Below are 26636 nucleotides of genomic sequence, written 5' to 3'. Positions count from 1 at the left end.
CTATTTTATCAAAATTCAACCTGCTTTGTTTCAGCATACTTTTTGAAACACCACCAAAAAAAGAACCATAAATGGTTCTCTTTTGATTTAATTTGATTCAAACCACAAAATCATCACCTAGATATACTTTACGCACTTGCTCATTATCTAAAATTTCTTGCGGAGTTCCTTCTGCAATCACAGAACCTTCACTGACAATATAAGCTTTCTCACAAATTGCTAAGGTTTCTCTTACATTATGATCAGTGATTAAAACACCAATTCCTCGACTCTTTAATGTCTGGATAATATCTTTAATATCACCTACAGAAATTGGATCGACGCCTGCAAATGGTTCATCTAATAGCATAAATTTGGGATCAGCTGCCAACGCACGAGCAATTTCAGCACGACGACGTTCACCACCAGATACACTCATTCCTAACGAGTCTTTAATATGATTAATTTTAAAATCATTCAATAATTCAGTTAAACGTTGCTGTCTTTGCTGTTTATTTAGATCTTTACGCGTTTCCAAAATTGCCATGATATTTTCGGAAATTGTGAGCTTTCTAAAAATTGATGCTTCTTGTGGTAAGTATCCAATACCTTTACGTGCCCGCTCATGCATCGCTAGATCAGATAAATCTAAATTATCTAAATGGATTTCACCCTTATCCATCCGAACAAGTCCGACAACCATATAGAAACTTGTGGTTTTACCTGCACCATTTGGTCCAAGTAAACCGACAATTTGACCGCTTTGCATCGTAAATGAAACGTCTTTTACCACCCACCGTTTACTATAGTTTTTAGCTAGGTGTTTAATACATAAAGTTTGTGATTGCTGTACTGATTGATCCATTAATCACGCGCCCCTGGAGAACTTTTAGAACTTGATGGCGGAATAATAATTTGAACTCGATTTGATGAAGAACCTTGTGCCTCTACATCACCTTTGTTCATACTATATTTCAGACTGTTACCACGAATACTAGAGCCATCTTGATACAGATACGCCTTACCAGTTAAAGTAATAATTCCTGTATCGGCATTATAAACAATGGTCTGTGCTTCACCACGTGCTAAACCTTTTTTAGCATCCATTTGCTGCTGAAATTTTGCCAACTGACCTTTAGCTGTAATCGTTTGTATTTCTTTTTTGCTATTCAATGTCGCAATAATAGAATCAGCCTGAAGCTTCATCGTGCCTTGCTCGATCACTACGTTACCCGTATAGGTTGTTACACCCGTTTTATCATTATAGGTTGCACGATCAGCAACCAATGATAACTGTTGGCTACGGTCTGATGGCAAAGCAAAACTTGAAGCCGAAGAAAATACTACAGCGGCAATACAAGTGACCTGTTTTAGGAAAGTGAAACGAAATTTAGAATTAAAAGCTTGGCGCATACTTTCCTCGAATTTTATAGAATTCATATTGACCATCATTCAAATTTGCCTTTAGACCTTGACTAACAAACTCAGAACTTGGCGTTTGTACAGTGACTGAGTGTTGTGTCTCTAATTCTCTGGTTTTTGGATATCCTGTGAGTTCATTAGTATGAAACTCCATTTTCCCCTGATCAGACAATTTAGTTGCAACGACATTGCCTTGTAATATGATCTTTGTATTATCGTCATAGGCTTGTGCTTGTTTTGCATAAAACGTTGCATCAGCCTTACCCTGCTTGTACATCACGGCATTTAATTGATCAAGTTGGGATGTTTTCTGCTGCATATTTTGCTGCAACTGTTTCACCTCAGCCCGAATGTATAAATTACCCTGCTCATCAGTCTGTGTTAAGTGAACACCCTGCGCTGAATAAGTCATATTTTTCGCTGAATCAACATCCAACTTTTTTGCTTTGCCGCTGTAATAATAATAGCCACCACTTAAAGCAGCAATCAAAACAGCGACAACATATAAAACCTTGGTATCCATAAACAGAGTTACCTAACCTTTGGGTAATTCGCGCTACTATTAATGTGGTACAGCTAAATATTTTGCAAGTAGCTCTTGGTAAACGCCTTTTGAACATAAGAGCATATCGCATACTTCTCGAACTGCGCCACGTCCACCCATCGCTTGAGTGACTAAATTTGCACGACGACGAACTTCCTCATGACCATTGGGAACAGTAATACTCATGCCAGCAATCGCAAATGCAGATAAATCAGGCCAGTCATCGCCCATATATAAACAATCTTCAGGTAAAATATTTAACTGAGCACAAGCTTCACGTAATGCCACACCTTTATCTTCTCGCCCTTGAAAAATAAGATCAACACCTAAATCTGTCATTCTTTTTTCAACAATATTGCTCTTACGTCCAGTGATAATAATCACTTTCATTCCTGCTTGTTGAACCAATTTCATACCTAACCCATCACGAATATCAAATGATTTAAGTTCATCACCTGAGTTTGTTAGGGTTACAAAGCCATCGCTTAAGATTCCATCCACATCAAGCACTAATGCTTGTAAATGACGTGCTTGTTCTTGTAAAGCATAAGATGCCATGGCTTAATTTACTCCTGCCTGAATAAGGTCATGCATACTAATCACACCAATCACTTTATTGGTATGATCAACAACTACAAATTGATTAATCTTTCTCTCATGCATTTTTTCCAATGCTTCCACCGCACGGGCTTCTTGAGAAATAGTGAGTGGATTTTTGGTCATAACTTCAGCAACTGGGAGATTTACATCAAAACCTTGCTGCTGATCAATCATTCGGCGTAAATCACCATCAGTAAAAATACCTAATAAAATATCGTTCTCATCAACAACCGTGGTAAGACCCAAACGTTTATCTGAGATTTCATATAACACCTTATTCATCGGTGTATCAGGTTTAACTTTGGGTAATTCAGTCCCTGTATGCATCAAATGTTTTACATGCAAAAGTAAGCGTTTACCTAATGCTCCCGCAGGATGGGAGCGAGCAAAATCATCTGCGGTAAAACCTCGCGCTTCCAACAATGCGACGGCTAATGCATCGCCTAAAACAAGTGTTGCAGTCGTACTAGATGTTGGTGCTAAACCTAGAGGACAAGCCTCATCCGCCTCACCTAATGTCAGTGCAACATCCGCATTCTGTGCCATTGGTCCTTTATCATCACGACTGATAGTAATTAATGGTACACCTAGATGTTTGATTAACGGCATGAGCATCATGATTTCATCACTTTTGCCTGAATTTGAAATCGCGATTAATACATCACCTCGAACCAACATACCCAAATCACCATGCCCCGCTTCACCTGGGTGCATAAAAAATGATGGTGTCCCAGTTGATGCAAGTGTCGCTGCCATTTTTCGACCGATATGACCTGATTTTCCCATACCCGTCACAACAACACGCCCTTTACACTGCAAAAGAATTTCACAGGCACGATCAAAACTTTCATTAATTTGTGTTGCAAGAACTTCTAAGGCTTGTTGCTCAATTCGCAGGGTCTCTAATGCGCTTTTTTGAAAATTTATGGCTTGTGACATATGAGTTTGACCCAGAATAATACGCTATCCACCTGAGGGCAGATGATTTTAATCAAAAGAATGATACTGATTCTAGCATAATTGAAAAATATGCACGTTTCTAAATGTAGTAGTTTTCATCGAAAATGAAGAGAGATTGAACTTATGTTAATTGCTAGAATCTACTAAGTAATAAAGTATATACCCTGAATAGACTAAACGACTTGCTTTCACTTCATTTTCAAAACATTGCTTTAAAGCAGCTTCGCTAGAAAATCCATATTCAAATAATCTTGAACCAGCAAAATCAAGCAATCTCCATAAATCAAAACCATTGATCTGCCCCTGCTCTCCAAAATCAAAATCTACGGCACCTCTAGGTAATTTAACCTTACAGCCAAAACCATGTTTAAAATATGGAATACCTCCTATCAATTTACCAAGTTGAGGGATATCCATACATGCCCATTCAATATTTGTAATAGGTTGCTTTATACCAGATCCTTGCATAAGAGCTAGAACCTCACATACTGCACTTTGATAAGCAAGAATGAGACATCTGAGATTGCTATTCATCATAAACTCAAGAGTAAAAAATCATAATATGCGATATTGCTAAAAAATAGGCATTTATAAAGGCAATCACTCCTCCATTTTTTTCACCTGATAACTTTATGAAATACAATGCATACGTTATGATGAATCACGATTTTTGTAGAGTGTTTGAAAACCCTTATGCAACCTTTTGTTCTATATAATTCTGAGCAACGTAAAAAAGTTGAATTTGTCCCACGTCAAGAAGGTCAAATCGACATGTATGTCTGTGGTATGACTGTTTATGATTACTGTCATATTGGGCACGCTCGAGTTATGGTTGCATTTGATTACATCATCCGCTTCTTACGCAGCCAAGGCTGGAAAGTTCGCTATGTCCGCAACATTACTGATATTGATGATAAGATAATTGCCCGTGCCAATGAAAATGGCGAAACCATCCAGCAACTCACTGCACGCTTTATTGATGCAATGAATGAGGATGCAGCCAACCTTGGCTGTGTGCCGCCTGATGAAGCACCCAAAGCGACCGAATATATTGACCAGATGCAAAGTATGATTGCTACGCTGGTGGATAATGGTACAGCCTACCCTTCCGCCAATGGTGATGTCTATTTTGAAGTGACTAAATTTGATAAATATGGTCGCTTATCAGGTCGTAAATTGGACGACATGCAAGCAGGAGCATCAGAACGTGTCGATGTCGAAGTAGACAAGAAACACCCATTCGACTTTGTACTTTGGAAACATGCCAAAGAAAATGAACCTGCATGGGCTTCACCATGGGGCAATGGTCGCCCAGGTTGGCATATCGAATGCTCTGCAATGTCGACTTGCTGCTTAGGCAATCATTTCGATATTCATGGTGGTGGTTCAGATCTCATGTTCCCTCACCATGAAAATGAAATCGCACAAAGTGAAGCATCAACAGGTGAACAATATGTCAATTATTGGATGCATGTTGGTTTTATCAATGTTGATGGCGAGAAAATGTCTAAATCTTTAGGCAACTTCTTTACCATTCGCGATGTCATGGAAAAATTCCATCCCGAAGTGATTCGTTACTTTATTGTCTCATCTCATTATCGTAGCCCTGTCAATTTCTCTGATGTTGCATTAAAAGAAGCAAAGACCACACTAAGTCGTTTTTATCATTCATTTAAAGCTTATCAGCAAGTTTATGGTCAAAAAACAGTTGAAACTTTAGCGCAAGATCTTGTTGAACGCTTCAACAGTGCAATGCGTGATGATTTTAATACTGCGGAAGCAATCGCAGTACTATTTGAAATCAATAAAGAATTAAATCGTGCGGTTAAAGAAGAACAGGCTGAACAAGCAACTTTTCTTTATTCAACGCTACGTTATCTGACGAACATTCTTGGTCTAGTGCAATATGATGTTGAAGATTTTTTAAAGTCTGATATTGGTCAAGAAGCGCTTAATCTCTCTGATGTAGAAATTGAAGATTTTATTCAACAACGTGTTGATGCAAAACAAGCTAAAGATTTTGCAAAAGCCGATAGCATTCGTCAGTCTTTACTCGATCAAGGTGTCGTTTTAGAAGATACTCGCCAAGGCACAATTTGGCGACGTGCTGATTAATTCAACACTCAGTAACATAGAGAGTTGACAGTTGGATGAAACTCTCTATAATGCGTCCTATTGCGGGAATAGCTCAGTTGGTAGAGCATAACCTTGCCAAGGTTGGGGTCGCGAGTTCGAGTCTCGTTTCCCGCTCCAAAATATAAAAAAGCCTTTATCTAACGATAAAGGCTTTTTTATATTTAAAATTTACTTTTTTCTAAAATTTTAATACTTTGCAATAAGTAGGTTAAATAATAAATTTAAATTCTGACATTTATAGATTTACCAAAGGTTAAATAACCCTTACATACTGTCACTACCCTTTCTTCTTAAAATCCCATAGTTTAAATAACAATATTTTTCAAAAAAGAGTTTAACACCAAATGAAAAAGTCAATTATTGCAATTTCTCTAGCTTCTCTTGTATTAGCCGCTTGTAGTAAAACTGAAAATAAAAAAGTTGAAGAGCAAACACCAGCTACAACTGAAGCTATATCAGAAGCAACTGTAGCTGATACTGCACATACTACTGAAAATGCATTAGATTGGAATGGCACATATAAAGGCATACTCCCTTGTGCAGATTGTGAAGGTATTAAAACCGAACTAGAACTTAATTCAGATAAAACTTATGAGATTAAAGAAACGTATCTTGGTAAGGGTGATGGCAAACCATTTGAAAGCAAGGGTAGTTTCCAATTCGATAACAAAAATTCATCTATTATTGAATTAGATAAAGCTGGTGATAGCCGTAAATATTTTGTTGCTGAGGGTTATTTAAAAGCATTAGGGTCTGTTGACATTTACTGTTCATAATTAACCCTATAAAGGTAGCCATAAAAATATACAGGCTAAAGCAACAGAACTTTGATAATTTCTTTTGAGCTTGTCATATCGAGTAGCTATTCCTCTAAATTGCTTTAGTCTACAAAACATATTTTCAACTAAATGCCTGATTTTATATAAATACCAGTCCATATGGTCATTGTTCGATTGGCTATTTGTTTTCTTTGGTATATTCGCTTTAGTCCCTGTTTTCCTGATCTGTTCACGCAGTGGTTCTGAATCATAGCCTTTATCTGCACATACCACTTTTGTCTCTTTTAAATCTAATGTTGATATTAAATCAGGTGCAACTTTAACATCATGTGTGGTTCCATCGGTAATCATGAAATCAATAGGATTGCCATGTGCATCAACAATCAAATGTATTTTTGAGGAGTTTCCTCCTACACTTTTAGAAATAGATTGATTCGCTATGCCGGCAGAATGTTGATGAGCACGTACATGAGAGCCATCAATAAAAATCCACTCCATATCGGGGCATGAGGCTAGTAATTTGAATAATCTAAGTAACTTACCGCTGCTTGACCAACGATTAAAACGTTTGAAAATAGAGTTTGAATGACCAAAACAACAAGGAATATCTCGCCACGGACAGCCTGTTCTAATTCTATAGAGAATAGCTTCAATAAAATTGCGTAAATTTGAGTTGTGGTGAATGGATAAATTACGCAGAATAACTTTCAACTTTTGCCAGTGTTGATCTGTCAGCATGGTACGAGGCATAGCGAATAGTAAAATTGGGTTTGGCGATTTGATTTTACTACTTCGCTATTTTTTTAAGCTAAAAGTGTCAACACACCCTAGATATAGATGGGAAAGAAATTACGGGTGATTTGGCTGATAAATATCAACTCAAAAAAGAAGCTGAATAATCTTTTTAAATTTTAAATGCTCGCTGTTGCGAGCATTTTTATGATTAAAATAAAAAACCCTGCTTAAGCAGGGTTTTTTCGAATCAGTTCGCGACTTAGTGAGCAGCGAATTGGTTCATTGTGTTTTTAGCATCGTCGTGCGCTTTAAGAGCGTTGTCACCAGAGAAGATTTCTTTGTGATCATCACCGATGTCAGAACCAGCCATTGCTTGGTGTTTAACACAAGCGATACCGCCACGGATTTCTTTACGTTGTACGCCAGCAACATAAGCCAACATACCTTCAGAACCGAAGTAACCTTGTGCAAGCTCATGAGTAGAAAGAGCAGCAGTGTGGTAAGTCGGAAGTGTGATCAAGTGATGGAATACACCCGCTTCACGAGCAGCATCTGCTTGGAATGTACGGATCTTAGCGTCTGCATCAGCAGCCAATTCAGTAGCATCGTACTCAGCGCTCATTAATTTAGCACGGTCGTAAGCAGAAACGTCTTTACCTTCAGCAACCCAACGGTCGTAAGCTTGTTGACGGAAGTTTAAAGTCCAGTTGAACGATGGGCTGTTGTTATAAACAAGCTTAGCATTTGGAACTGTTTCACGTACACGGTTAACCATGTGAGCGATTTCTTCAACGTTTGGAGTCGCAGTTTCGATCCAAAGAAGGTCAGCACCGTTCTGTAAGCTAGTTACACAGTCAAGTACAACGCGGTCAATTTGAGTGCCTTCACGGAACTGGTATAGACCAGAAGCAAGACGTTTAGGACGGTGAAGTTTACCATCACGCTTGATCAGGATTTCGTCTTCTTGAGCTTCTGAAATGTCGATTTCAGTTGTGTCTAAGTAGCTGATATATTGAGAAGCGATGTCGCCTGGCTCTTTAACCACTGGGATTTTTTGAGTCAAGTCAGCGCCTTCAGAGTCAGTACGCGCAACGATGATACCGTCGTCAAGACCCATTTCTAAGAATGCATAACGTAAAGCGTGGATTTTAGCGATGAAGTCTTCGTGTGGAACAGTTACTTTACCTGCTTGGTGACCACATTGTTTCGCATCAGATACTTGGTTTTCGATTTGAAGCGCACAAGCACCAGCTTCGATCATTTTCTTAGCAAGTAAGTAAGTCGCTTCTTCGTTACCGAAACCAGCGTCGATGTCAGCAATAATTGGCACAACGTGAGTTTGGAAACCATCGATTTGAGCAGTGATTTCAGCAGCTTTAACAGTGTCACCAGCTTCTTGAGCTTTTTTAAGAGCACGGAATAAATCGTTTAATTCTTTCGCGTCAGCTTGACGTAAGAAAGTATAGATTTCTTCGATTAATGCAGGAACAGAAGTTTTTTCGTGCATAGATTGGTCAGGAAGTGGACCAAATTCTGAACGAAGTGCAGCAACCATCCAACCAGAAAGGTAGATATAGCGACGTTCAGTAGTACCGAAGTATTTTTTGTTCGCAATCATTTTTTGTTGAGCGATGAAACCGTGCCAGCAACCTAATGATTGAGTATATTTGCTAGAGTCAGCATCATAAGCAGCCATATCACGACGCATAATCGCAGCTGTATATTTAGCAATATCTAAACCAGTTTTGAAACGGTTTTGCATTTGCATACGAGCAGCATCTTCTGGGCTAATATCGCGCCAAGTGTCGCCGAATTTTGCTTTTAATTCGCGGATTGCATCAATCGCTGTTAAATATGTAGACATGATATATTCCTTTAGAGGGATTGGCATCGAATGATCGCAAAAAACCATGCTTTTATAGTCTAGATTTTAAGCACTTCATCAACATATTGCACAGCTTAGTCTGTGCAAACAGATTAATCCAATATTCTTGGTTAATTTTCAGTATTTATTTATGAAATATACAGATAAAACGATATAGAATATTCAAAACAACAAACCAAGACTTTGATATATAAATATTTTTAAAAATAAAATTCATCATAAATTATTCATTAAACAATCTAACTCGTATTATTTCTATACATTTAAAACAACTATCCAACACCAAAACATATGAATGAATAAAGCGAATAAATGCAGAAATGGCCATCGTGTTTTATATATTGAATATCATTTCCTCATGATAATGAATCTGTTATAAGCTTATTCAAATTTAATAAGACCAAACCATTCAACTATTTGCTATACCTTTTATCTCGTTTTAAGTTACACAAACGGCTTTAGTTATGTCATAATTCATCACAATTCAAAAATTTTATTTTCGGTATTTTTTTTATGAATCTGGAGCGGGTTGATCTCAATTTATTAATTTATCTTGATGTACTTCTTCGTGAAAAAAATGTCACACGTGCTGCAGAACAACTGGGTGTCACTCAACCCGCAATGAGTAATATTTTACGTCGCTTACGTAATTTATTTAACGACCCTCTACTCATTCGTTCTTCTGAAGGCATGACACCAACTGAGCGTGCACTCGAATTACAACCACGTATTCGTGATGCATTATCAGATTTGTCAATGATTCTCGAACCACGTACCGAATTTAGACCTTATACCAGTACGCGCGTTTTTCGCATAATGACTTCCGATTATGCTGAAGCAACGCTTGTACCGCGTCTTGTAAAAGCACTTCGCTCTGAAGCGCCAAATGTTGTACTGGACTTCTTAACTCCAAGTGATGTCTCTTATCGAGATATGGAACAAGGCAAAGTTGATCTAGCCATTAACCGCTTCAATGAAATCCCGCAAAGCTTCCATCAGGTTTTGGTATGGCGCGATAGTTTTAGCTGTATTTTAAATGATAAACACCCTGCTGTAACCCATCTCAACCTTAAAAGCTATTTAGATGCTCAACATATTTGGGTTTCTAAAACAGGTATGGGTGTTGGCTTTGGCGTAAATCCAGATAAACAAGCAGGACTTGGTTGGATTGACCAAGCTTTGGAACGAATTGGTCAGCGTCGTAAAATTTCCGTGTTTACTCGCCACTATCAAATGCCTGCACTTTTAGCGCAAAATGTTGATCTGATTGCAACATTGCCAACACGTATGGCACGTTTGCAAGCACAAAATCCTCGTCTTCTTATTAAAGACCCACCATTTTACATTCCAGAATTTGAGCTTAAAATGGCTTGGTGTCCATTGTTACACCATCATCCTGCACATCGTTGGTTAAGACAACTTATCCTCTTTGTAGCACGCCAAATGATCGAAGAAGAAAATCGTGAGTTTCTTTTAAATAATTCACAATTTTCACAATACTAAAATATTGCTTTGTAACAATATGATTTCCTCTACGGATATGCTTGTTTCATAAGCAAAATTGTTATACTGAGGTAATACCCAATTACCTCTCTTCTTTTTTTATGTTACAACATATTCATAATAAACGATGAACCACAGGTGATGTGTGAGTCTCTTCCAAAATATTATTGTCATTATTCTGCTCATAACTGCGGCAGGTTTTCTCTCGCTCACTGAAATTGCACTTGCTGGCGCACGAAAAGTTAAATTAAAAATTTTGGCTGAATCTGGTGAAATTCGAGCACAAAAAGTTTTAGATTTACAGGAACAATCTGCGGACTTTTTTGCAGCCTCACAAATCGGTTTAAATGCTGTTGCTATCTTAGGCGGTATTTTAGGTGAAGCAGCTTTTCGCCCATTTTTTGTAGAAATGCTTAAACAGTTTTATGTAGGCCCTTGGCTAGAAACGATTGGTTTTGCTTTATCTTTCACTTTGGTAACTTCCCTGTTTATTTTGTTCGCGGATCTAATGCCAAAACGTTTGGCAATGATCGCCCCAGAAAAAATTTCCATTCGCGTTATTGAGCCGATTCAAGTTTTTATCAAGATTTGTAAGCCTTTAGCTTGGGGAATCAATGCAATTGCAAACTTATTGTTCCGGTTATTTAAAGTAAATACCATTCGTGATGACAATATTACGTTTGATGATATTTCTGCGGTTATGGATGCAGGAGCTCAAGCTGGTGTATTACAAAAACAAGAACACCACTTCATTGAAAATGTTTTTGAACTCGAAGAACGCACAGTACCATCAAGTATGACCACACGTGAAAATGTGGTTTATTTCACTCTAAAAGAAAATGAGAACAGTATTCGCCAGAAATTAGCCGAATATCCCTACTCCAAGTTTTTAGTTTGTAATGAACAAATTGACCAAGTCATTGGTTATGTTGATACCAAAGACATTTTAGTTCGTATCTTAAACAATCAATCTCTCCTTCAACTTAATGAATCAACAATCCGTACTGTTCTTATTATTCCAGACACATTAACACTTTCAGAATTACTAGATCGCTTCCGTTCAACCAAAGAAAAATTTGCGGTCGTTATTAATGAATATGCCTTGGTGGTTGGTGTAATTACTCTCAGCGACATCATGATTACTGTGATGGGTGATTGGGTAACACCAATGGAAGAAGATCAACAAATTATTAAGCGTGATAACCACTCATGGCTAATTGATGGTAGCACCCCAATTGAAGATGTGAAACATGTATTGGAAATTGAAGAATTTCCTGAAAATGAAAATTATGAAACGATTGCTGGTTTCATCATGTATCGTTTACGCAAAATTCCACGTCCAGCTGATGCAGTAGAATATGCGGGTTTTAAGTTTGAAGTAGTTGATATTGACCATTATAAAATTGATCAATTACTGGTCACTCAAATTATTCCCAGCTTAGAAAATGAACCACCTTCAACAACAACTGAATAACTCATAAAAATTAAGCCCTCTTAAGGGCTTAATTTATCTGGTCAAAAACCAAACTAAAATCACCAATATGATGAAAATCAAAATAAAGATTTGGATTCCGCCACGACTGCGTTGGGCTAACTGCTCCTGAATCAGCGCTTGCTCTTGTGGATGCTCTTTTAAATATCGTTCGACCAAGTCTTTGGATTCTTTCAACCCAAGACCTGTTTTCTCACGAGTAATTTTGATTGCATCTATCAACTGACCTGATCTTAAAGCTTCTAACGCCTCACGTGGCATCTCTATATTCAAACTCATAAATTTGACATCCTTGTTATTTATAATAATTTATTTGATTTATAGAAAATTTAATTTCCACCATATAGTGAAATTAATTGATCTAATGTAGCTTGATAATGAATTGCTATGTCTTCTGATAGGATTTTATACGCATTATCGAACTGAACCATTGGCCATCCTTCTTTCCAAAATGGAAAGATGTTGTGCAGATCATGTGTTACTATTGAATCTTCACGCACAATTGCTTGAGCAACCTGAGACAGAACTTGAGCTGTTTCAGCCCCATCAATCGCAAGATAATCAATACCTCGCACTTTCATAATACGAATACGATCTTTCTTATAACGAATTTTTTTAGCTTGTCCAGAATTTAAACCTAATGCAAGTGTTACTGCTTCTACAAATTTATCTTCAAAACTTGTATTCAGTGCAACCAAAGCTTGCTTGTGCGCTTCTTGACGGCCGGCCTTACCCCCATTACGGATGATTTCGTTCGCTTCTGCATCAAGCTTATCTTTTTTCATAGACTGTAAAATGTCTAAAATTTCGATATCGCTTAAATATTCAGGAGTTTGCTCAGTCATGGGAGTCCTTAGACAATAATTCAAAGAGCTATTGTCTCATAAAAGACATTTCAAAACAGAATAAAAAAATATCAGCTCGATATATTTATCAGTATTTTAAATTAAATCGAAGAATCAAGAACCTTCAAATATATAAATATCGAATTTTTAAAATAAAAAAGCCTGCATGAGCAGGCTTGTAGAAGTCAGTCCAAGCTATTAAAGACGAACTAACTCCACGATTTTTTCAGCTGCTTCTTCAACTGTTTCAGCATTAATATCGGTATCTGTACCATCAACAGTTGTTGTAATAACCACTACACCTGTTTCACGCAATAAAACAGTTTGCTCAGTCGTTAAACCAACTTTTGCAATCGCAACCACACCTTGTTGAATCAACAAACTTTCCAAAGCCTGAGCCTGTTCAATCAACTGAGCAGAAACACCAATCACAGCAGGTTTCTGACCTAAGCGCGCAGCACGATCTTCCGCAGTGACAGGATTGCTATGCGCTGTCCATTCTACTGCTGCTTCAATCATCCCCGCACCAACAGTAACGTTGCTTAAGCGGTCAATAAAGATCAATGAACCCGTATAACGGCTGTCTTGATATTGGTCAAATACCACTGGAGCATCAAACTCAATTACAAGATCTGCAATTGCATTTAACTCAAGCTCTTCAACTTGAGTATGTTCAAGTGTATTGACATTGACACGGTAATTGATCGCACTGACTTTTGCAGGAACAGTTTGCGTACCAATTTTGACGTTATACAATTTACCTTTGACCAATGGATGTTCATTCATCCACACCACAGAAGCACGAACACTACGCGAAATAAGCGGTTGTTCACCTGCACGAACTAAAACATTACCACGTGAAATATCAATTTCATCATTTAACGTTAAAGTAACCGCTTGACCTGCAATTGCTTGTTCAAGGTTTCCATCAAAAGTGACAATTTCTTTCACCGTTGATTTTTTACCTGAAGGTAAAGCAACGATTTCATCGCCAACGTTAATTTCACCCAGTGCAATCGTACCTGCAAAACCACGGAAATCAAGATTTGGACGATTCACATACTGAACAGGGAAACGAAATTCTTTTTTGTTCGAATCACGCTTGATTTCCACTGACTCAAGAATGCTCATCAAGGTTTGCCCCTTGTACCAAGGCGTACTTGCAGATGGATTAACAACGTTGTCGCCATTCAATGCCGAGATTGGCACGAATAAAATATTCTCTGGACGGCGCTCACCAAGCTGGCTTAAGAATGCATCATATTCAACTTGGATTTCGTTGAAACGAGATTCAGAGAACTCAACCAAGTCCATTTTATTGATCGCAACAACGATATTTTTAATACCAAGTAAACTTGCAATAAAAGTATGACGGCGAGTTTGCGTTTGCACACCATAACGCGCATCAATCAGGATAATCGCAAGATCAGCCGTTGATGCACCTGTTGCCATGTTACGCGTATATTGCTCATGTCCTGGCGTATCAGCAATGATGAACTTACGCTTTTCTGTAGAGAAATAACGATAGGCTACATCAATCGTAATCCCCTGTTCACGTTCAGCTTGTAAACCATCAACCAGTAAAGCAAGGTCAGGCGCATCGCCCGTTGTGCCTACTTTTTTACTATCACGCGTTACTGCTTGTAGTTGATCTTCATAGATCAACTTTGAATCATAAAGTAAACGACCAATTAGCGTTGACTTACCATCATCGACGTTACCGCAAGTCAAGAAGCGCAAAAGGTCTTTATTTTCGTGCTGTTTTAAATATGCCAAAATATCTTGGCTAATAAGATCTGATTGATGAGACATTGCTCAAAACTCCACAAAATTTGAAATCTAATTTTGTAATTTCCCTACATCCCTCTTTTAACAGAGGGACTTGCTTAAGGAAATTAGAAATAACCTTCCTGCTTTTTCTTTTCCATTGAGCCAGCTTCATCATGGTCAATCATACGACCCTGACGCTCTGAACTGGTAGCCAAAAGCATTTCTTGGATAATTTCAGGCAATGTATCCGCCTCAGACTCAACTGCACCTGTTAATGGGTAACAACCAAGTGTACGGAAACGTACCGATTTCATTTGAGGAACTTCACCTTCCTTTAAACGCATACGCTCATCATCGACCATAATTAACGTACCGCTACGCTCTACAACTGGGCGTACAGCCGAGAAATAAAGAGGAACAAGTTGAATATTTTCTAGGTAAATATATTGCCAAATATCTAGCTCAGTCCAGTTAGATAGAGGGAAAACACGGATGCTTTCACCTTTGTTCACTTTACCGTTGTAAAGATTCCAAAGTTCTGGACGTTGGTTTTTTGGATCCCAACGATGCTTCGTATCACGGAATGAATAAACACGTTCTTTCGCACGTGATTTTTCTTCATCACGACGTGCACCACCAAACGCAGCATCAAACTGATATTTATCTAATGCTTGTTTTAAACCCTGAGTTTTCATGATGTCGGTATATTTTGAACTACCATGATCAAACGGGTTAATGCCTGCATCACGACCTTCTTTGTTCTGATGTACGATCAAATCAAAGCCATGAGTTTTTGCCATGTTGTCACGGAATGTGATCATGTCTTTAAACTTCCAACCTGTATCTACATGCAGGAGTGGAAAAGGAAGCTTAGCAGGATAAAATGCTTTCAAGGCAAGATGTAACATGACTGCTGAATCTTTACCAATTGAATAAAGCATCACTGGATTTTCAAATTCAGCTGCAACTTCACGAATAATATGAATACTTTCTGCCTCAAGTTGCTTGAGGTGAGTTAATCTATTTTCAGTCATGTACATATCCCCCCTTATCAATGTTACCCATAAAATCTATAAGTGGTATTAAACCACCACTTGGAAGACCGTGTGGAGGAACGAGTATCATAACAACTCCAATTTTTCGTGATATCGATATTCTTACTAGCGGACAAATGAGCAATCTAGTAAAGTTTATCCATTATAATAATTTAGAACGGCTTCTTTAGCTTGTTTTTTCATATCAATATGCAAAATTGTGATATGCATAGCTCAGAAAGAAAAGAAGGACTGTTAAAAATAACATGAAATTAAATTAAACAAAAAAGAAGCCGAATTCGGCTTCCTATCTATTTAGTTAAGACTAGAAACGGAACATATTTTTTTCCAATGGAATCTCAACGCCAACAGAAATACCACCATCATTACCATTGACATCCGAGTCACTCACCCAACCATTAATTTTCAATGGAATCGTTGGCTTTAAATAATGTGTCCATGTTAAATCTAAACCTTTCAAGGTGTACTAGCTCAAACCTGATCTGAGAGAGCTACTTAAAACTAACTTTTCGACGAATCTGTATTTTATTCCAGCTTATAGCCCTGAGTTAAATCGAATCGAGATGGTATGGAAGCAGATGAAATATTATTGGCGAGATTTTCAAGTCATGACAGCTGATAAAATAGAGCAATGGGTGGAGAAAATATCAAACCAATTCGGAAAAGAATACATGTTTACTTTTTAATGACAACTTTGCAGCTGAAATAGCCGAAAATAATGCGATATAAAGCGATTTTTTTACAAACATACCTTAACTGTTCTCAAATTTATTCATTAGCACATCATCGTTTTTTATACTTTTTTTCAATCATCAAACCAAACAATTACATTTGTTAACCAACAAAATAAAAAGCCACTTTTAAAGTGGCCTTTTATTAATAATAAGTGAGTAATTAATCTTTACGGCGCATGTGTGGGAATAACAATACATCACGAATACTTGGCGCATTAGCAAATAGCATAACCAAACGATCAATACCAATTCCTTGACCTGCTGTAGGTGGCAAACCATATTCTAATGCTTCAATGAAGTCTGCATCATAATGCATAGCTTCATCATCACCAGCATCTTTTTCTTCAACCTGTGCTTGGAAACGCTCAGCCTGATCAATTGGATCATTTAACTCAGAGAAACCATTTGCCAACTCACGACCACCAATAAAGAACTCAAAACGATCTGTAATATGTGGATTATCATCATTACGACGAGCGAGTGGTGAGGTTTCAGCTGGATACTCTGTAATGAATGTTGGTTGACGAAGTTTAGTTTCAACGGTTTCTTCAAACACGATTGTTTGTAATTTGCCTAAACCGAAACCAGGCTTCACTTTTTCTTTCAACACATCTTGAGTAAATTTAGCCAAGAACTCACGATCATTTACATTTTCTGGCGTAAAGTCTGGATTATGCTCAAGAATGGCGTCAAACATTGATATTTTCTTGAATGGACCTTTGAAGCTATACACCTCATCACCATAAGGCACATCGGTAGAACCTAAAATATCAATTGCGAGTTTTTCAAGCATATTCTCAGTTAATGCCATCAAATCTTTATAATCAGCATAAGCTTGATAAAACTCGATCATGGTAAATTCAGGGTTATGACGTGTTGACACCCCTTCATTACGGAAGTTACGGTTAATTTCAAACACACGCTCAAAACCACCCACTACAAGGCGCTTTAAATAGAGCTCTGGCGCGATACGCAAATAGAGTTCCATATCCAATGCATTATGATGTGTTACGAATGGTTTTGCAGATGCACCACCCGGGATCACATGCATCATTGGTGTTTCAACTTCCATGAAACGTTCATTGGTTAAGAACGCACGAATACCTGCAACCACTTTGGCACGAATTTCAAAAGTCTTACGTGTTTCTTCGTTAACGATCAAATCTAAATAACGCTTGCGATATTTCGCTTCTGTGTCCGTTAAACCGTGGAATTTATCTGGAAGCGGACGAAGTGATTTGGTTAATAATTCAAATCCTGCAAGGTGTACATATAAGTCACCTTTGCCAGAACGTCCGATATAACCTTCAGCGGCAATAATATCGCCAAGATCTAAGCTTTTAATCGTTTCTAAAACGTCTGCTGGCAAACCTTTACGATCTACATAAAGTTGGATACGACCTGTCATATCTTGGATCACAATAAATGACCCACGGTTCAACATGACACGACCCGCGACTTTTACATAAACTTTTTCAGCACCTTCGATTTGTGCTTTATCTTGATCTTTAAATTGTTCCTGTAAGTCACCTGTATAGTGCTCACGTTTAAAGGTATTCGGCCAAGGACTTTTACCGCTTTGTTTAGCAGTCTCTTGGATTTGCTTTAACTTGGCATGACGCTGTGCGATTAAATCGTTTTCGGAAAGTGTTTGTTCAGAAGTCGATTGAGCGTTTTGTTGCGTCATCTCTGCCTCGATTTAAGTAAAATTGAAGTGGCATAGAATAGCAGATCAAAGCCCATTTTCGCACCATTTCAGTCACACAATCGTGAAAAAAGCAAAGATTTATCAATTTCAAAGCGAAAATAATACTTTTATCTTGCAATAAATATGTACTTAAAATGATTTCTATTGCTCAGCGAATTGTTTAACCAAAGCTAACCCTTTTTCAAATCCTTGATTCATCATTTCAATATATTGGGGTTGAATATCCACTTCTACATAGAGTTGAGTAACGTCATCCGAATCAAATAACATGTACTTTTCTAATGCACCTGCCCAAGATTTTACATCGTCACTTTCAGTATCTTCCTCTCCATCTTGAATCATCTAGATATGTTTAAAAATAATCACATTCGGCTCATCTAAACGTTCGATTGTTGAAATCATGCCACCCCCTTATCATCATAGAAATAGGTTTTACCGCCTACTTTCTAGTCTGATCGTATGGTCGAGTTGCAAGAAAAAATTGCGCCCAAGCTTGGTAACTTTCTTTTTGCCATAATATTTCCCACACTTTTTGCTTCGAAGCCTTAATTTCAATATTGTAAGATCAGGTCTGCATTTTTATTTTCCTCATAATTATGATGATATTTTTGATCTTTTAATTTTAAATGGTTATTTTTCACCCACTCTATATTTATACTTTTACTGTTTTTAAAAAGCTATAAGCATATACATATCTACAAAAATTAGAGTAATTGCTCAAATAGCAAGACTTTCAGAACAAATTGCCATTCCACTTTCTACATAAATGATTAAACTCTTGCATTTGCTTTACTTAAATGGCGTTCTGCGTAAAAATCTAACTCCTGATCAACACAAGTTTGTTGTATTGCAGCGATCGTAGCGACATTATGGAATAGTTTTACTGAAAGGCAATTTGAGCATACCTATCAGTTTGGAGAGTCACATGAAAAAATATCAATGTATCGTTTGTGGGTGGATTTACGACGAAGCAGATGGTTGGCCACAAGACGGCATTGCAGCAGGTACCAAATGGGAAGATATCCCTGATGATTGGACTTGCCCAGATTGCGGCGTTTCAAAAGCTGATTTTGAAATGATTGAAATCTAAATAGATCTAAAAGACCGTGATCATGATCATGGTCTTTTTTTTCCTATCGTTTGTTTTTATTGAAAGAAATACTGGAGAATATAATGCATCCTATCGTCATCATCGGATCGGGCATGGCAGGCTATACTGTTGCACGTGAGTTTCGCAAACTCAGCCCAGAACAAGAACTCGTTATGATCTGCGCAGATGATGCGGTAAATTATGCAAAACCAACATTATCTAATGCCTTTGCAGGGAATAAAGCACCTGAACAAATTGCCCTAGGTGATGCAGCTAAAATGGCAACGCAACTGAATATGCGCATTGAAACTGAAACCTTGGTGAAAGAAATTAATGCTGAACAACATGAAATCACTTTAGAAAAAAATGGTGAAATTTTCACTCAACCTTATTCAAAACTGGTCCTTGCAGTAGGTGCAAACCCAATTCGTTTAGCAATTGCTGGTGATGGTAGTGATGATATTCATGTCGTGAATTCCTTGATCGACTACCGTACGTTCCGTGAAAATTTAGCAAAGCGTAAAGATAAACGCGTTTTGATTCTAGGCGCTGGGTTAATTGGCTGTGAATTTGCCAATGATTTATTACATAGCAACTACGATGTCACAGTAATTGATCTTGCACCACAACCACTTGGTCGCTTGCTACCAAATCACGTTGCTGAAGCATTTAAAACAAACTTAGAGCAAGCGGGTATTAAATTCGCATTGTCGACCACTGTTGAAAAAGTAACGAAAATCAATGATGGTGAAGATTACGAAGTGACTTTGGCAACAGGTCAGACTTTAATTGCAGATATCGTTCTTTCAGCGATTGGTTTACAGCCAAATATATCTTTAGCAAAAGCTGCAGATATTCAAACAAGTCGTGGCATCATTACCAATACCCTATTGGAAACCAACCAGCCTGACATCTATGCGGTGGGTGACTGTGCAGAAGTGAATGGAACATTACTGCCATATGTCATGCCAATCCTGCAACAAGCACGTGCATTAGCAAAAACACTGAGCGGGCAAAGTACTGCTGTACACTACCCTGCAATGCCTGTTGCGGTAAAAACACCTGCTGCACCATTGACTGTATTACCTGCACCAATCGGTGTGGACGTGAATTGGGAAACTGAAGAGTTTGAAGATGGTATGCTTGCTAGAGCAGCAGATGATGAAGGTACATTGAGAGGTTTTGTGCTTTTAGGTGCGACTGCAAGCAAACAACGTTTAACTTTAACCAAACTTGTTCCAGACTTGATTCCAGCACAAGTTTAAGGTTTAAATTAGAGTCTGTTAAGAAAGAAATTTCTAGCAGACTCTAATTCTATAAAAAGAATTCAATTCGGAATGAATGCCATGAACAGTGCTTTACAATTTAATGTGTCACCTTATGCTCCATTTATGCAGGAAACCAAAGTCACTTTAGGTAATGGTATTGAACTGCATGTTGAAATGGGCGGCAATCCAGCACACCCAACAATTCTATTGATTATGGGTTTAGGTGCTCAAATGCTGTTTTGGCCTGACTTCTTTTGTAAATCATTGATTGATCAAGGCTTTCGCGTTATCCGTTTCGATAATCGTGATATTGGTTTATCTTCAAAAATTCGTGAAAAAAGAAAACGCCTCAATACGATGAAACTCATGAGTCGCTTCATCATTGGGCTTGGTAACGAAGGTGCACCTTACACTTTATATGATATGGCTGATGATGTTTCGATGTTAATCGACCAATTGGGGCTTGAAAAAACATATCTCATAGGCGCTTCAATGGGTGGCATGATCTCTCAAATCGTAGCAGCGAAATATCCAGAAAAAGTTGAGAAAGTAGGATTATTATTTACCAGTAATAATCAACCCTTCCTGCCACCGCCGTTTCCAAAACAACTTTTCAGTTTATTAGGCAAACCTGAAGCACATGACGAAGATGCGATTGTGAATCATAGTTTGAAAGTATTTCATATTATTGGATCACCAGGTTATGTGAATCAAGTTGAAGCAATTCAAACCATTCGTAAACTATATCGCCGTAGTTTTTACCCAGCGGGTGTACTTCAACAGTTTTTAGCAATATTATGTACAGGTTCTTTGTTAGCATTGAACAAAAATATTACTCAACCGACTTTGGTTGTACATGGTTCAAAAGATCGTTTATTACCACCAAGTCACGGGAAAGCTGTTGCAAAGGCGATTTCTGGTGCTAAATTTGAATTAATTCAAGGAATGGGGCATGATATTCCTGCTCACTTCATTCCACAACTTAGCGGTTTGTTTGCTCATCACTTTAGATCATCACACTAGGACTCTATGGCTGCATTACCCTCATTAAGACAGCTATCGTATTTAGTTACGTTGTCAGAAACTTTACATTTTACTGAAGCTGCGCGCCGTTCATTTGTCACTCAGTCTACTTTGTCGGGTGGTATCATGGAACTAGAGCGCCTCTTAGGTGGCGTCCTAGTTGAGCGTGATCGTCAAAACGTTCGTTTAACCCCATTAGGCGAACAAGTCGTTGCACGTGCACGAGTATTACTTGCCGATGCACAAGATTTAATGCGCCTAAGTAGAGAAATGAGTGAACCGTTAACAGGTGATCTACATCTCGGTATTATTCCTACGATTGCACCATTTATTTTGACTCAACTACTTGATGAAGTGCATCGACAACTGCCGAAAATTCAGCTTCATTTACATGAAGCTCAAAGTGAGAAAATCGTAGAAAAGCTAGAACACGGCAATTTAGATATGATTGTTCTGGCGCTTCCTTTTGACACTCGTGGATTAAAAGTTGCAGAAATTGCAAAAGAAAATTTATTTGTTGTCTACAATAAAAATGACAAGAATGCTGAGAATGCAAACTCACTAGATGATTTGGACTTATCGCGTCTGATGCTACTGGAAGAAGGTCATTGTTTACGAGATCACACCTTAAGTGCCTGCCCTGTGGGTGAGCGCAAAAATGATCATCGTTTAAAGGCAAGCTCTCTTCCAACTTTAGTGGAAATGGTGTCGTCAAATCTTGGCTTTACACTGCTACCCGAAATTGCCTTGAAAAACAGCATGATTCATTTCAATGAAGAAATTGCAGTAAAATCAATTGAAGATGCCCCGAACCGCACATTGGCATTGGTGACACGAAAAAGCACACCATTACAAAGTGAATTTGATGTGATCTTTCAAATTCTGCAAAAAATCACTGCACATTTAGAGTAATCGGAAGCCTGTAATGAAACTCATCCATCATTACAGGCTTTTAAACAAATAAAAATAGCATCACTATTTAATGTCTAGTAAATTGACTTGTTCAACTTCCACATCACTCATACGCTGCCCTAGATCAAGCAATTGATCAAAATATGCTTCTACAAGCTTGGCTTGATCAGCAGTACTCTCTACTTTATACATACTTTGGCGAAATTCATTACTCGAACGCAAGCCTTTGGTGTACCAAGCAATATGCTTGCGCGCAATACGACAACCAGAATATTCGCCATAGAATTGATATAATTCTGATAAATGCCCTAATAGCACAGCTTTGACTTCAGCAATATCAGGCGCTGCCAAGTGTTTACCTGTTTTTAAGTAATGTGCTATTTCTCTAAATATCCATGGTCGACCTTGGGCAGCACGTCCAATCATAATCGCGTCTGCGCCAGTATAGTCTAGGACATATTTAGCTTTCTCAGGACTATCAATATCACCATTGGCAATCAATGGAATATCAATCAGTTCTTTTACCTGCTTAATCAGCTCATAACGGGCTGTGTTCAAATACATATCTTCACGCGTACGACCATGTAAGGCTAAAGCTGAAATTCCTGATTCTTCAGCACGTTTTGCCACACGCAAAATATTTTCATGACCATTTAAAGATCCTAGTCGGGTTTTTAAAGTCACTGGCACATCCACGGCCGCAACCACCGCATCTAGAATTCGGGCTACTAAATCTTCATCTTGTAATAATGCTGAACCTGCCAACTTGTTACAAACCTTTTTGGCTGGACAACCCATATTGATATCAACGATTTGTGCACCGTTAGCGACTTGGTAACGAGCAGCTTCCGCAAGTTGCTCTGGGTCAGAACCCGCAATTTGTGCTGAAATTGGCGCAAGTTCGCCATCAAAATTTGCCCGATATAAACTTTTCTTACTCATACGTAAGGTTTTATCAGCCGTCATCATTTCACTTACGGCATGACCTGCACCAAAATATTTACATAGTGTCCGAAAGGGTCTATCTGTTACGCCTGCCATAGGTGCAACAATCAAATTATTTGACAGTTGATATGAACCGATATACATATATATTCTTACAAATTCTGAGCAACATAGTATACTTCATTCGCCCATTTGACTCATCTTTTTATGTGGTGTTGTTCTGATTATGAATAAATCATTCCCTACTCGTCCTTTATTAAAAATTATGGGCATCCTCACTGCATGTCTCAGCTTAACAGCTTGTGGAGATAAAGCATGGTGGTCTAATGGTAAAGAACCAGAAATGGAAGCAGAACAAATTAAGAAAGTGCTTCCCCCTCGTGTAAATGATCGCCAGTCATGGGCGCAAGATATTTTTGATATCATGCAACAACTCAGTATTCCAAAAACCAAGCAGAACGTATGTAGTGTGGTTGCTGTGGTAGATCAAGAATCCAACTTTGTTGCTGATCCAGCCGTCCCAGGACTTGGAGAAAAAGCAGTACAAGAAATTAATACTCGACTCAAAGAAAAATTTGAAGCAAAGTTGGGTGAAACCATCGGCGGAACAATTGCAGGCTATTTTGAGGACGTACTCAAAAATCAACCGTCTCCAGAAAATAATTACATGAGTCAAATGCGTAAAGTTAAAACGGAGCGCGAGCTGGATTTGCTCTACCGTGAGATTTTCGACTACATGTCAAAACATTATCATGTCAGTGCATTAACGGGTGCAGCGAAACTCGTTGGACAAGATATCGGGGAAAAAATGAATCCGATTACGACATTGGGTTCAATGCAGGTCCATATTAATTACGCCAAAGAACATAAACGCCAAAGTGGTAGTATTGCCGAATTGCGTAATGATCTATATACCCAATATGGGGGTTTATACTATGGTATTCATCGATTAATGGAATATCCTGCTGATTATGACAAAGCAATCTATCGCTTTGCAGACTACAATTCTGGTGTTTACTCAAGTCGAAATGCAGCGTTTCAAAGCATGTTAAATGCACTCACCAAGACTGAAATCAGTCTCGATGGTGATCTATTACTTTACAATAAAGATGGCGATGTGAAATCAAACCAAAGCCAAAGTGAAAAAGAGCTCATCGCTGTTTTCGCTCAAAATAATATTTTAGTGACACCACGCCAAATTCGTGATGATTTGAAAAAAGAGAAAGAGAAAAAATTTGAAGATACTCAAACTTATTTAGCTGTACAAAAGCTATATCAAAATAAAACCAAAAAAGAACCAATTTATGCAACCATGCCACAAGTCGTTATTTCAGGACCAAAACTGAGTCGTGATTACAATACAAATTGGTTTGCAAGCCGTGTAAATGGACGATATGAGACATGCATGCAAAGAGCCAAACGCATAAAACTATAAATCTTGCTTTATTTGACTTTGATGGCACGCTCTATCCTAAAGATAGTTTTACGGGGTTTATTTTCTTTACCCTATCAAAGCGTCACATTGTAAAAAAAGGCTTAACCATACTCCCTTGGATTCAAGCCTATTATTTACGCTTATATCCTGCACATGCGATGAGACCTCGACTATTTCAAACGATGTTTGAAGGTATCTCCGCCACATTTGTTGAAAATTTGGTTGATGAATATGCGCAAAAATTAATAAAACAATTAGATCCAGCTTTACTAAAGCAGCTTTATCTCCATCAACAGCGTGGTGATCATATTGTTCTTGTTTCTGCGTCAGTCGATTTATATTTAGCACCAATCTGTGAATTGCTTAGTATTGAGTTGATTTGCACCCAAACAGAAATTAAGAATGGTACTTTAACGGGTCGTTATCGCTCTGAAGATTGTAGCCGTGAACAGAAAAAATTACGGATTTTGCAACAATACAATTTAGAGGACTATCAATATATCTATGCTTATGGAAATAGTGAAGAAGATCTGGATATGTTGTCATTGGCTGACCACCCGTACATGATGGGAGAAAATAAATCACTTCCAGAATTAAAATTTGAGGCACTAAGAGTTAGTCCCAATATAGAACGAACGTAAAAAAGCTCGCCTAAGCGAGCTTTTTTTATATTTGTATTTAGTAAATTGCCATGTGGTCTCGATGAATCATTTCTAAAGAACGAGCCTCACCTAAAACTTGGTAGACTTTCTCAGAAGGTAAACCCTTCACCATTTCTGCTGAACGAGAACTAAAATTCACGCGACCAACAGCAATACGAGCACCATTCTTATCAACACATTCAACCACATCACCGCGATCAAAATGACCTTCAATCGCTTTCACACCAACAGGCAATAAACTACGATGCTTCAGTTTAATCGCTTCAACAGCACCATCATCTATCACTAAACGACCTGCGGTTTGCAAATGAGCTGCAAGCCATTGTTGATGAGCGGTCACACGGTCATTATCAGTTGTAAATAATGTTCCAAGCATCTCACCCGCCATTAAACGAGCCAATACATGGTCACTTTCACCACTAGCAATTAAAGTAGGACAACCAGACTTCGCTGCAAGACGTGCTGCACGAACTTTAGTCACCATACCACCGCGACCTAAAACACCACCACCACCCGCCATTTCAAATAAAGTATCGTCTAATGCACGAACCGAAGAAAACAACTTGGCATTTGGATTATTACGCGGATCAGAATCGAACATGCCTTGCTGATCTGTCAAAATAATCAACAGCTCAGCCTGAACCTGCCCCGCCACCATTGCGGCTAAAGTATCGTTATCACCAAAACGAATCTCATCGGTAGATACGGTATCATTTTCATTAATGACAGGAATCACACGCCAATCGATCAAGTTTTGCAAAGCATCACAAGAGTTGAGGTAACGACGACGATCAGCAAGATCATCATGCGTGAGTAAGACTTGTGCTGTTTGAATCCCATGTTGATCCAATACGCTTGACCACGTATGGATTAAACCCATTTGGCCAATAGCAGCACAAGCTTGCAAACTGGGTAAATCAGTGGGTCGACTCGCAAATTTCATGCGTACCATCCCTTCCGCAACCGCACCTGAAGACACTAAAATAATTTCGTGCCCAGCATTATGTAGATCTGCAATTTGTTTCGCCCAATGCGAAATTGCATTTAAATCTAACCCTTGCCCATTTGCAGTGAGTAAAGATGATCCGATTTTAACAACGATTCGTTTACACGCATTGAGCTGACGTTGCCCATCGACCACTTCTATCATTTTT

Annotated in this window: 25 protein-coding genes, 1 tRNA gene and 3 pseudogenes; 12 read left to right on the top strand and 17 right to left on the bottom strand. The window is 38.3% G+C overall.

Going from position 1 to position 26636, the window contains the following annotated elements; genetic code table 11:
- Positions 1–97: 97 nt before the first annotated feature.
- From lptB to ABLB98_RS04840, 6 genes are all read right to left on the bottom strand, one after another.
- Positions 98–844: an LPS export ABC transporter ATP-binding protein gene (gene lptB, locus ABLB98_RS04865; RefSeq protein ID WP_004663024.1), complete on the bottom strand. Its 747-nt coding sequence runs from the start codon at positions 842–844 to the stop codon at positions 98–100.
- A complete protein-coding gene (gene lptA, locus ABLB98_RS04860; RefSeq protein WP_087546760.1) occupies positions 844–1392 on the bottom strand; it encodes a lipopolysaccharide transport periplasmic protein LptA in 549 nt (182 codons plus the stop codon). The genes lptB and lptA overlap by 1 nt, the downstream gene beginning before the upstream one ends.
- Positions 1376–1924: an LPS export ABC transporter periplasmic protein LptC gene (lptC, locus tag ABLB98_RS04855; RefSeq protein WP_348883715.1), complete on the bottom strand. Its 549-nt coding sequence runs from the start codon at positions 1922–1924 to the stop codon at positions 1376–1378. The genes lptA and lptC overlap by 17 nt, the downstream gene beginning before the upstream one ends.
- Positions 1925–1963: 39 nt before the next feature.
- Positions 1964–2503, bottom strand: a complete 540-nt coding sequence (locus tag ABLB98_RS04850) for an HAD family hydrolase (RefSeq protein WP_005157544.1) — start codon at positions 2501–2503, stop codon at positions 1964–1966.
- Between the two features lie 3 nt (positions 2504–2506).
- Positions 2507–3484 carry a KpsF/GutQ family sugar-phosphate isomerase gene (locus ABLB98_RS04845; protein WP_348883716.1) on the bottom strand — a complete coding sequence of 326 codons (978 nt, stop codon included), beginning with the start codon at positions 3482–3484 and terminating at the stop codon, positions 2507–2509.
- Positions 3485–3631: 147 nt separating this feature from the next.
- Positions 3632–3973 (bottom strand): hypothetical protein, encoded by a 342-nt coding sequence (locus ABLB98_RS04840; protein WP_348883717.1) that lies wholly within the window; start codon positions 3971–3973, stop codon positions 3632–3634.
- 225 nt (positions 3974–4198) lie between these two features.
- On the opposite strand from ABLB98_RS04840, the gene cysS reads away from it, so the two are divergent.
- From cysS to ABLB98_RS04825, 3 genes are all read left to right on the top strand, one after another.
- The gene (gene cysS, locus ABLB98_RS04835) at positions 4199–5620 is read left to right on the top strand and encodes a cysteine--tRNA ligase (protein WP_348883718.1); all 1422 of its coding nucleotides are present in this window, start codon (positions 4199–4201) and stop codon (positions 5618–5620) included.
- 62 nt (positions 5621–5682) lie between these two features.
- Positions 5683–5758: transfer RNA gene (locus ABLB98_RS04830), tRNA-Gly, on the top strand.
- A gap of 227 nt (positions 5759–5985) precedes the next feature.
- On the top strand, positions 5986–6417 hold the full coding sequence (locus tag ABLB98_RS04825) for a copper resistance protein NlpE (RefSeq protein WP_348883719.1): 432 nt from the start codon (positions 5986–5988) through the stop codon (positions 6415–6417).
- 6 nt (positions 6418–6423) lie between these two features.
- On the opposite strand, the gene ABLB98_RS04820 is transcribed toward ABLB98_RS04825, so the two are convergent.
- Together ABLB98_RS04820 and ABLB98_RS04815 are read right to left on the bottom strand one after the other, a co-directional pair.
- Entirely contained in the window at positions 6424–7170 is a 747-nt protein-coding gene (locus ABLB98_RS04820) for an IS5-like element ISAba31 family transposase (RefSeq protein WP_004645384.1), read from the bottom strand.
- A gap of 244 nt (positions 7171–7414) precedes the next feature.
- Positions 7415–9019, bottom strand: a complete 1605-nt coding sequence (locus tag ABLB98_RS04815) for an isocitrate lyase (protein WP_348883523.1) — start codon at positions 9017–9019, stop codon at positions 7415–7417.
- 534 nt (positions 9020–9553) lie between these two features.
- Here ABLB98_RS04815 and ABLB98_RS04810 point away from each other — a divergent pair.
- Both ABLB98_RS04810 and ABLB98_RS04805 read left to right on the top strand, forming a co-directional pair.
- Entirely contained in the window at positions 9554–10543 is a 990-nt protein-coding gene (locus ABLB98_RS04810) for a LysR family transcriptional regulator (RefSeq protein ID WP_004663040.1), read from the top strand.
- A 145-nt stretch (positions 10544–10688) separates the two neighbouring features.
- Positions 10689–12017, top strand: a complete 1329-nt coding sequence (locus tag ABLB98_RS04805) for a hemolysin family protein (protein ID WP_005157561.1) — start codon at positions 10689–10691, stop codon at positions 12015–12017.
- Positions 12018–12050: 33 nt separating this feature from the next.
- On the opposite strand, the gene ABLB98_RS04800 is transcribed toward ABLB98_RS04805, so the two are convergent.
- From ABLB98_RS04800 to ABLB98_RS04780, 5 genes and pseudogenes are all read right to left on the bottom strand, one after another.
- On the bottom strand, positions 12051–12314 hold the full coding sequence (locus ABLB98_RS04800; protein WP_249571387.1) for a ribosomal protein L7/L12: 264 nt from the start codon (positions 12312–12314) through the stop codon (positions 12051–12053).
- A gap of 50 nt (positions 12315–12364) precedes the next feature.
- Positions 12365–12880 (bottom strand): hypothetical protein, encoded by a 516-nt coding sequence (locus ABLB98_RS04795; RefSeq protein ID WP_249571386.1) that lies wholly within the window; start codon positions 12878–12880, stop codon positions 12365–12367.
- Between the two features lie 198 nt (positions 12881–13078).
- A complete protein-coding gene (cysN, locus tag ABLB98_RS04790; protein WP_348883525.1) occupies positions 13079–14692 on the bottom strand; it encodes a sulfate adenylyltransferase subunit CysN in 1614 nt (537 codons plus the stop codon).
- 83 nt (positions 14693–14775) lie between these two features.
- Positions 14776–15684, bottom strand: coding sequence for a sulfate adenylyltransferase subunit CysD (gene cysD / locus ABLB98_RS04785; RefSeq protein WP_004663051.1), 909 nt, complete (start codon positions 15682–15684; stop codon positions 14776–14778).
- Between the two features lie 325 nt (positions 15685–16009).
- Positions 16010–16168: pseudogene (locus ABLB98_RS04780) on the bottom strand (capsule assembly Wzi family protein); the annotation flags it as partial.
- Positions 16169–16190: 22 nt separating this feature from the next.
- Between ABLB98_RS04780 and ABLB98_RS04775 the strand changes: the two are divergent.
- A pseudogene (locus tag ABLB98_RS04775) lies at positions 16191–16391 on the top strand (transposase); the annotation flags it as partial.
- 208 nt (positions 16392–16599) lie between these two features.
- Here ABLB98_RS04775 and lysS read toward each other — a convergent pair.
- Positions 16600–18126 carry a lysine--tRNA ligase gene (gene lysS / locus ABLB98_RS04770; RefSeq protein WP_348883527.1) on the bottom strand — a complete coding sequence of 509 codons (1527 nt, stop codon included), beginning with the start codon at positions 18124–18126 and terminating at the stop codon, positions 16600–16602.
- A gap of 162 nt (positions 18127–18288) precedes the next feature.
- A pseudogene (locus ABLB98_RS04765) lies at positions 18289–18703 on the bottom strand (SRPBCC domain-containing protein).
- Positions 18704–19072: 369 nt separating this feature from the next.
- On the opposite strand from ABLB98_RS04765, the gene rubA reads away from it, so the two are divergent.
- From rubA to oxyR, 4 genes are all read left to right on the top strand, one after another.
- On the top strand, positions 19073–19237 hold the full coding sequence (gene rubA, locus ABLB98_RS04760) for a rubredoxin RubA (RefSeq protein ID WP_004663059.1): 165 nt from the start codon (positions 19073–19075) through the stop codon (positions 19235–19237).
- An 83-nt stretch (positions 19238–19320) separates the two neighbouring features.
- Positions 19321–20502 carry a rubredoxin reductase RubB gene (gene rubB, locus ABLB98_RS04755; protein ID WP_348883528.1) on the top strand — a complete coding sequence of 394 codons (1182 nt, stop codon included), beginning with the start codon at positions 19321–19323 and terminating at the stop codon, positions 20500–20502.
- A gap of 81 nt (positions 20503–20583) precedes the next feature.
- Positions 20584–21528: an esterase EstB gene (gene estB / locus ABLB98_RS04750; protein WP_256414561.1), complete on the top strand. Its 945-nt coding sequence runs from the start codon at positions 20584–20586 to the stop codon at positions 21526–21528.
- 6 nt (positions 21529–21534) lie between these two features.
- Complete coding sequence (gene oxyR / locus ABLB98_RS04745) at positions 21535–22440, top strand: LysR family transcriptional regulator OxyR (RefSeq protein ID WP_005157596.1); 906 nt, start codon at positions 21535–21537, stop codon at positions 22438–22440.
- A 63-nt stretch (positions 22441–22503) separates the two neighbouring features.
- Here the strand turns inward: oxyR and dusB are convergent, their stop codons facing one another.
- Positions 22504–23529: a tRNA dihydrouridine synthase DusB gene (gene dusB / locus ABLB98_RS04740; protein ID WP_348883529.1), complete on the bottom strand. Its 1026-nt coding sequence runs from the start codon at positions 23527–23529 to the stop codon at positions 22504–22506.
- Between the two features lie 82 nt (positions 23530–23611).
- On the opposite strand from dusB, the gene ABLB98_RS04735 reads away from it, so the two are divergent.
- The gene (locus tag ABLB98_RS04735) at positions 23612–24820 is read left to right on the top strand and encodes a DUF1615 domain-containing protein (protein ID WP_348883530.1); all 1209 of its coding nucleotides are present in this window, start codon (positions 23612–23614) and stop codon (positions 24818–24820) included.
- The gene (locus ABLB98_RS04730) at positions 24787–25461 is read left to right on the top strand and encodes an HAD-IB family hydrolase (RefSeq protein ID WP_348883531.1); all 675 of its coding nucleotides are present in this window, start codon (positions 24787–24789) and stop codon (positions 25459–25461) included. Before ABLB98_RS04735 ends, ABLB98_RS04730 begins: the two co-directional genes overlap by 34 nt.
- A gap of 37 nt (positions 25462–25498) precedes the next feature.
- Here ABLB98_RS04730 and proB read toward each other — a convergent pair whose 3' ends face one another.
- On the bottom strand, positions 25499–26632 hold the full coding sequence (gene proB, locus ABLB98_RS04725; RefSeq protein ID WP_348883532.1) for a glutamate 5-kinase: 1134 nt from the start codon (positions 26630–26632) through the stop codon (positions 25499–25501).
- Positions 26633–26636 lie beyond the last annotated feature (4 nt).

The organism is Acinetobacter yuyunsongii, from assembly GCF_041021915.1.
Lineage (GTDB): Bacteria > Pseudomonadota > Gammaproteobacteria > Pseudomonadales > Moraxellaceae > Acinetobacter.
This window is presented reverse-complemented; position numbering and strand designations above follow the sequence as displayed.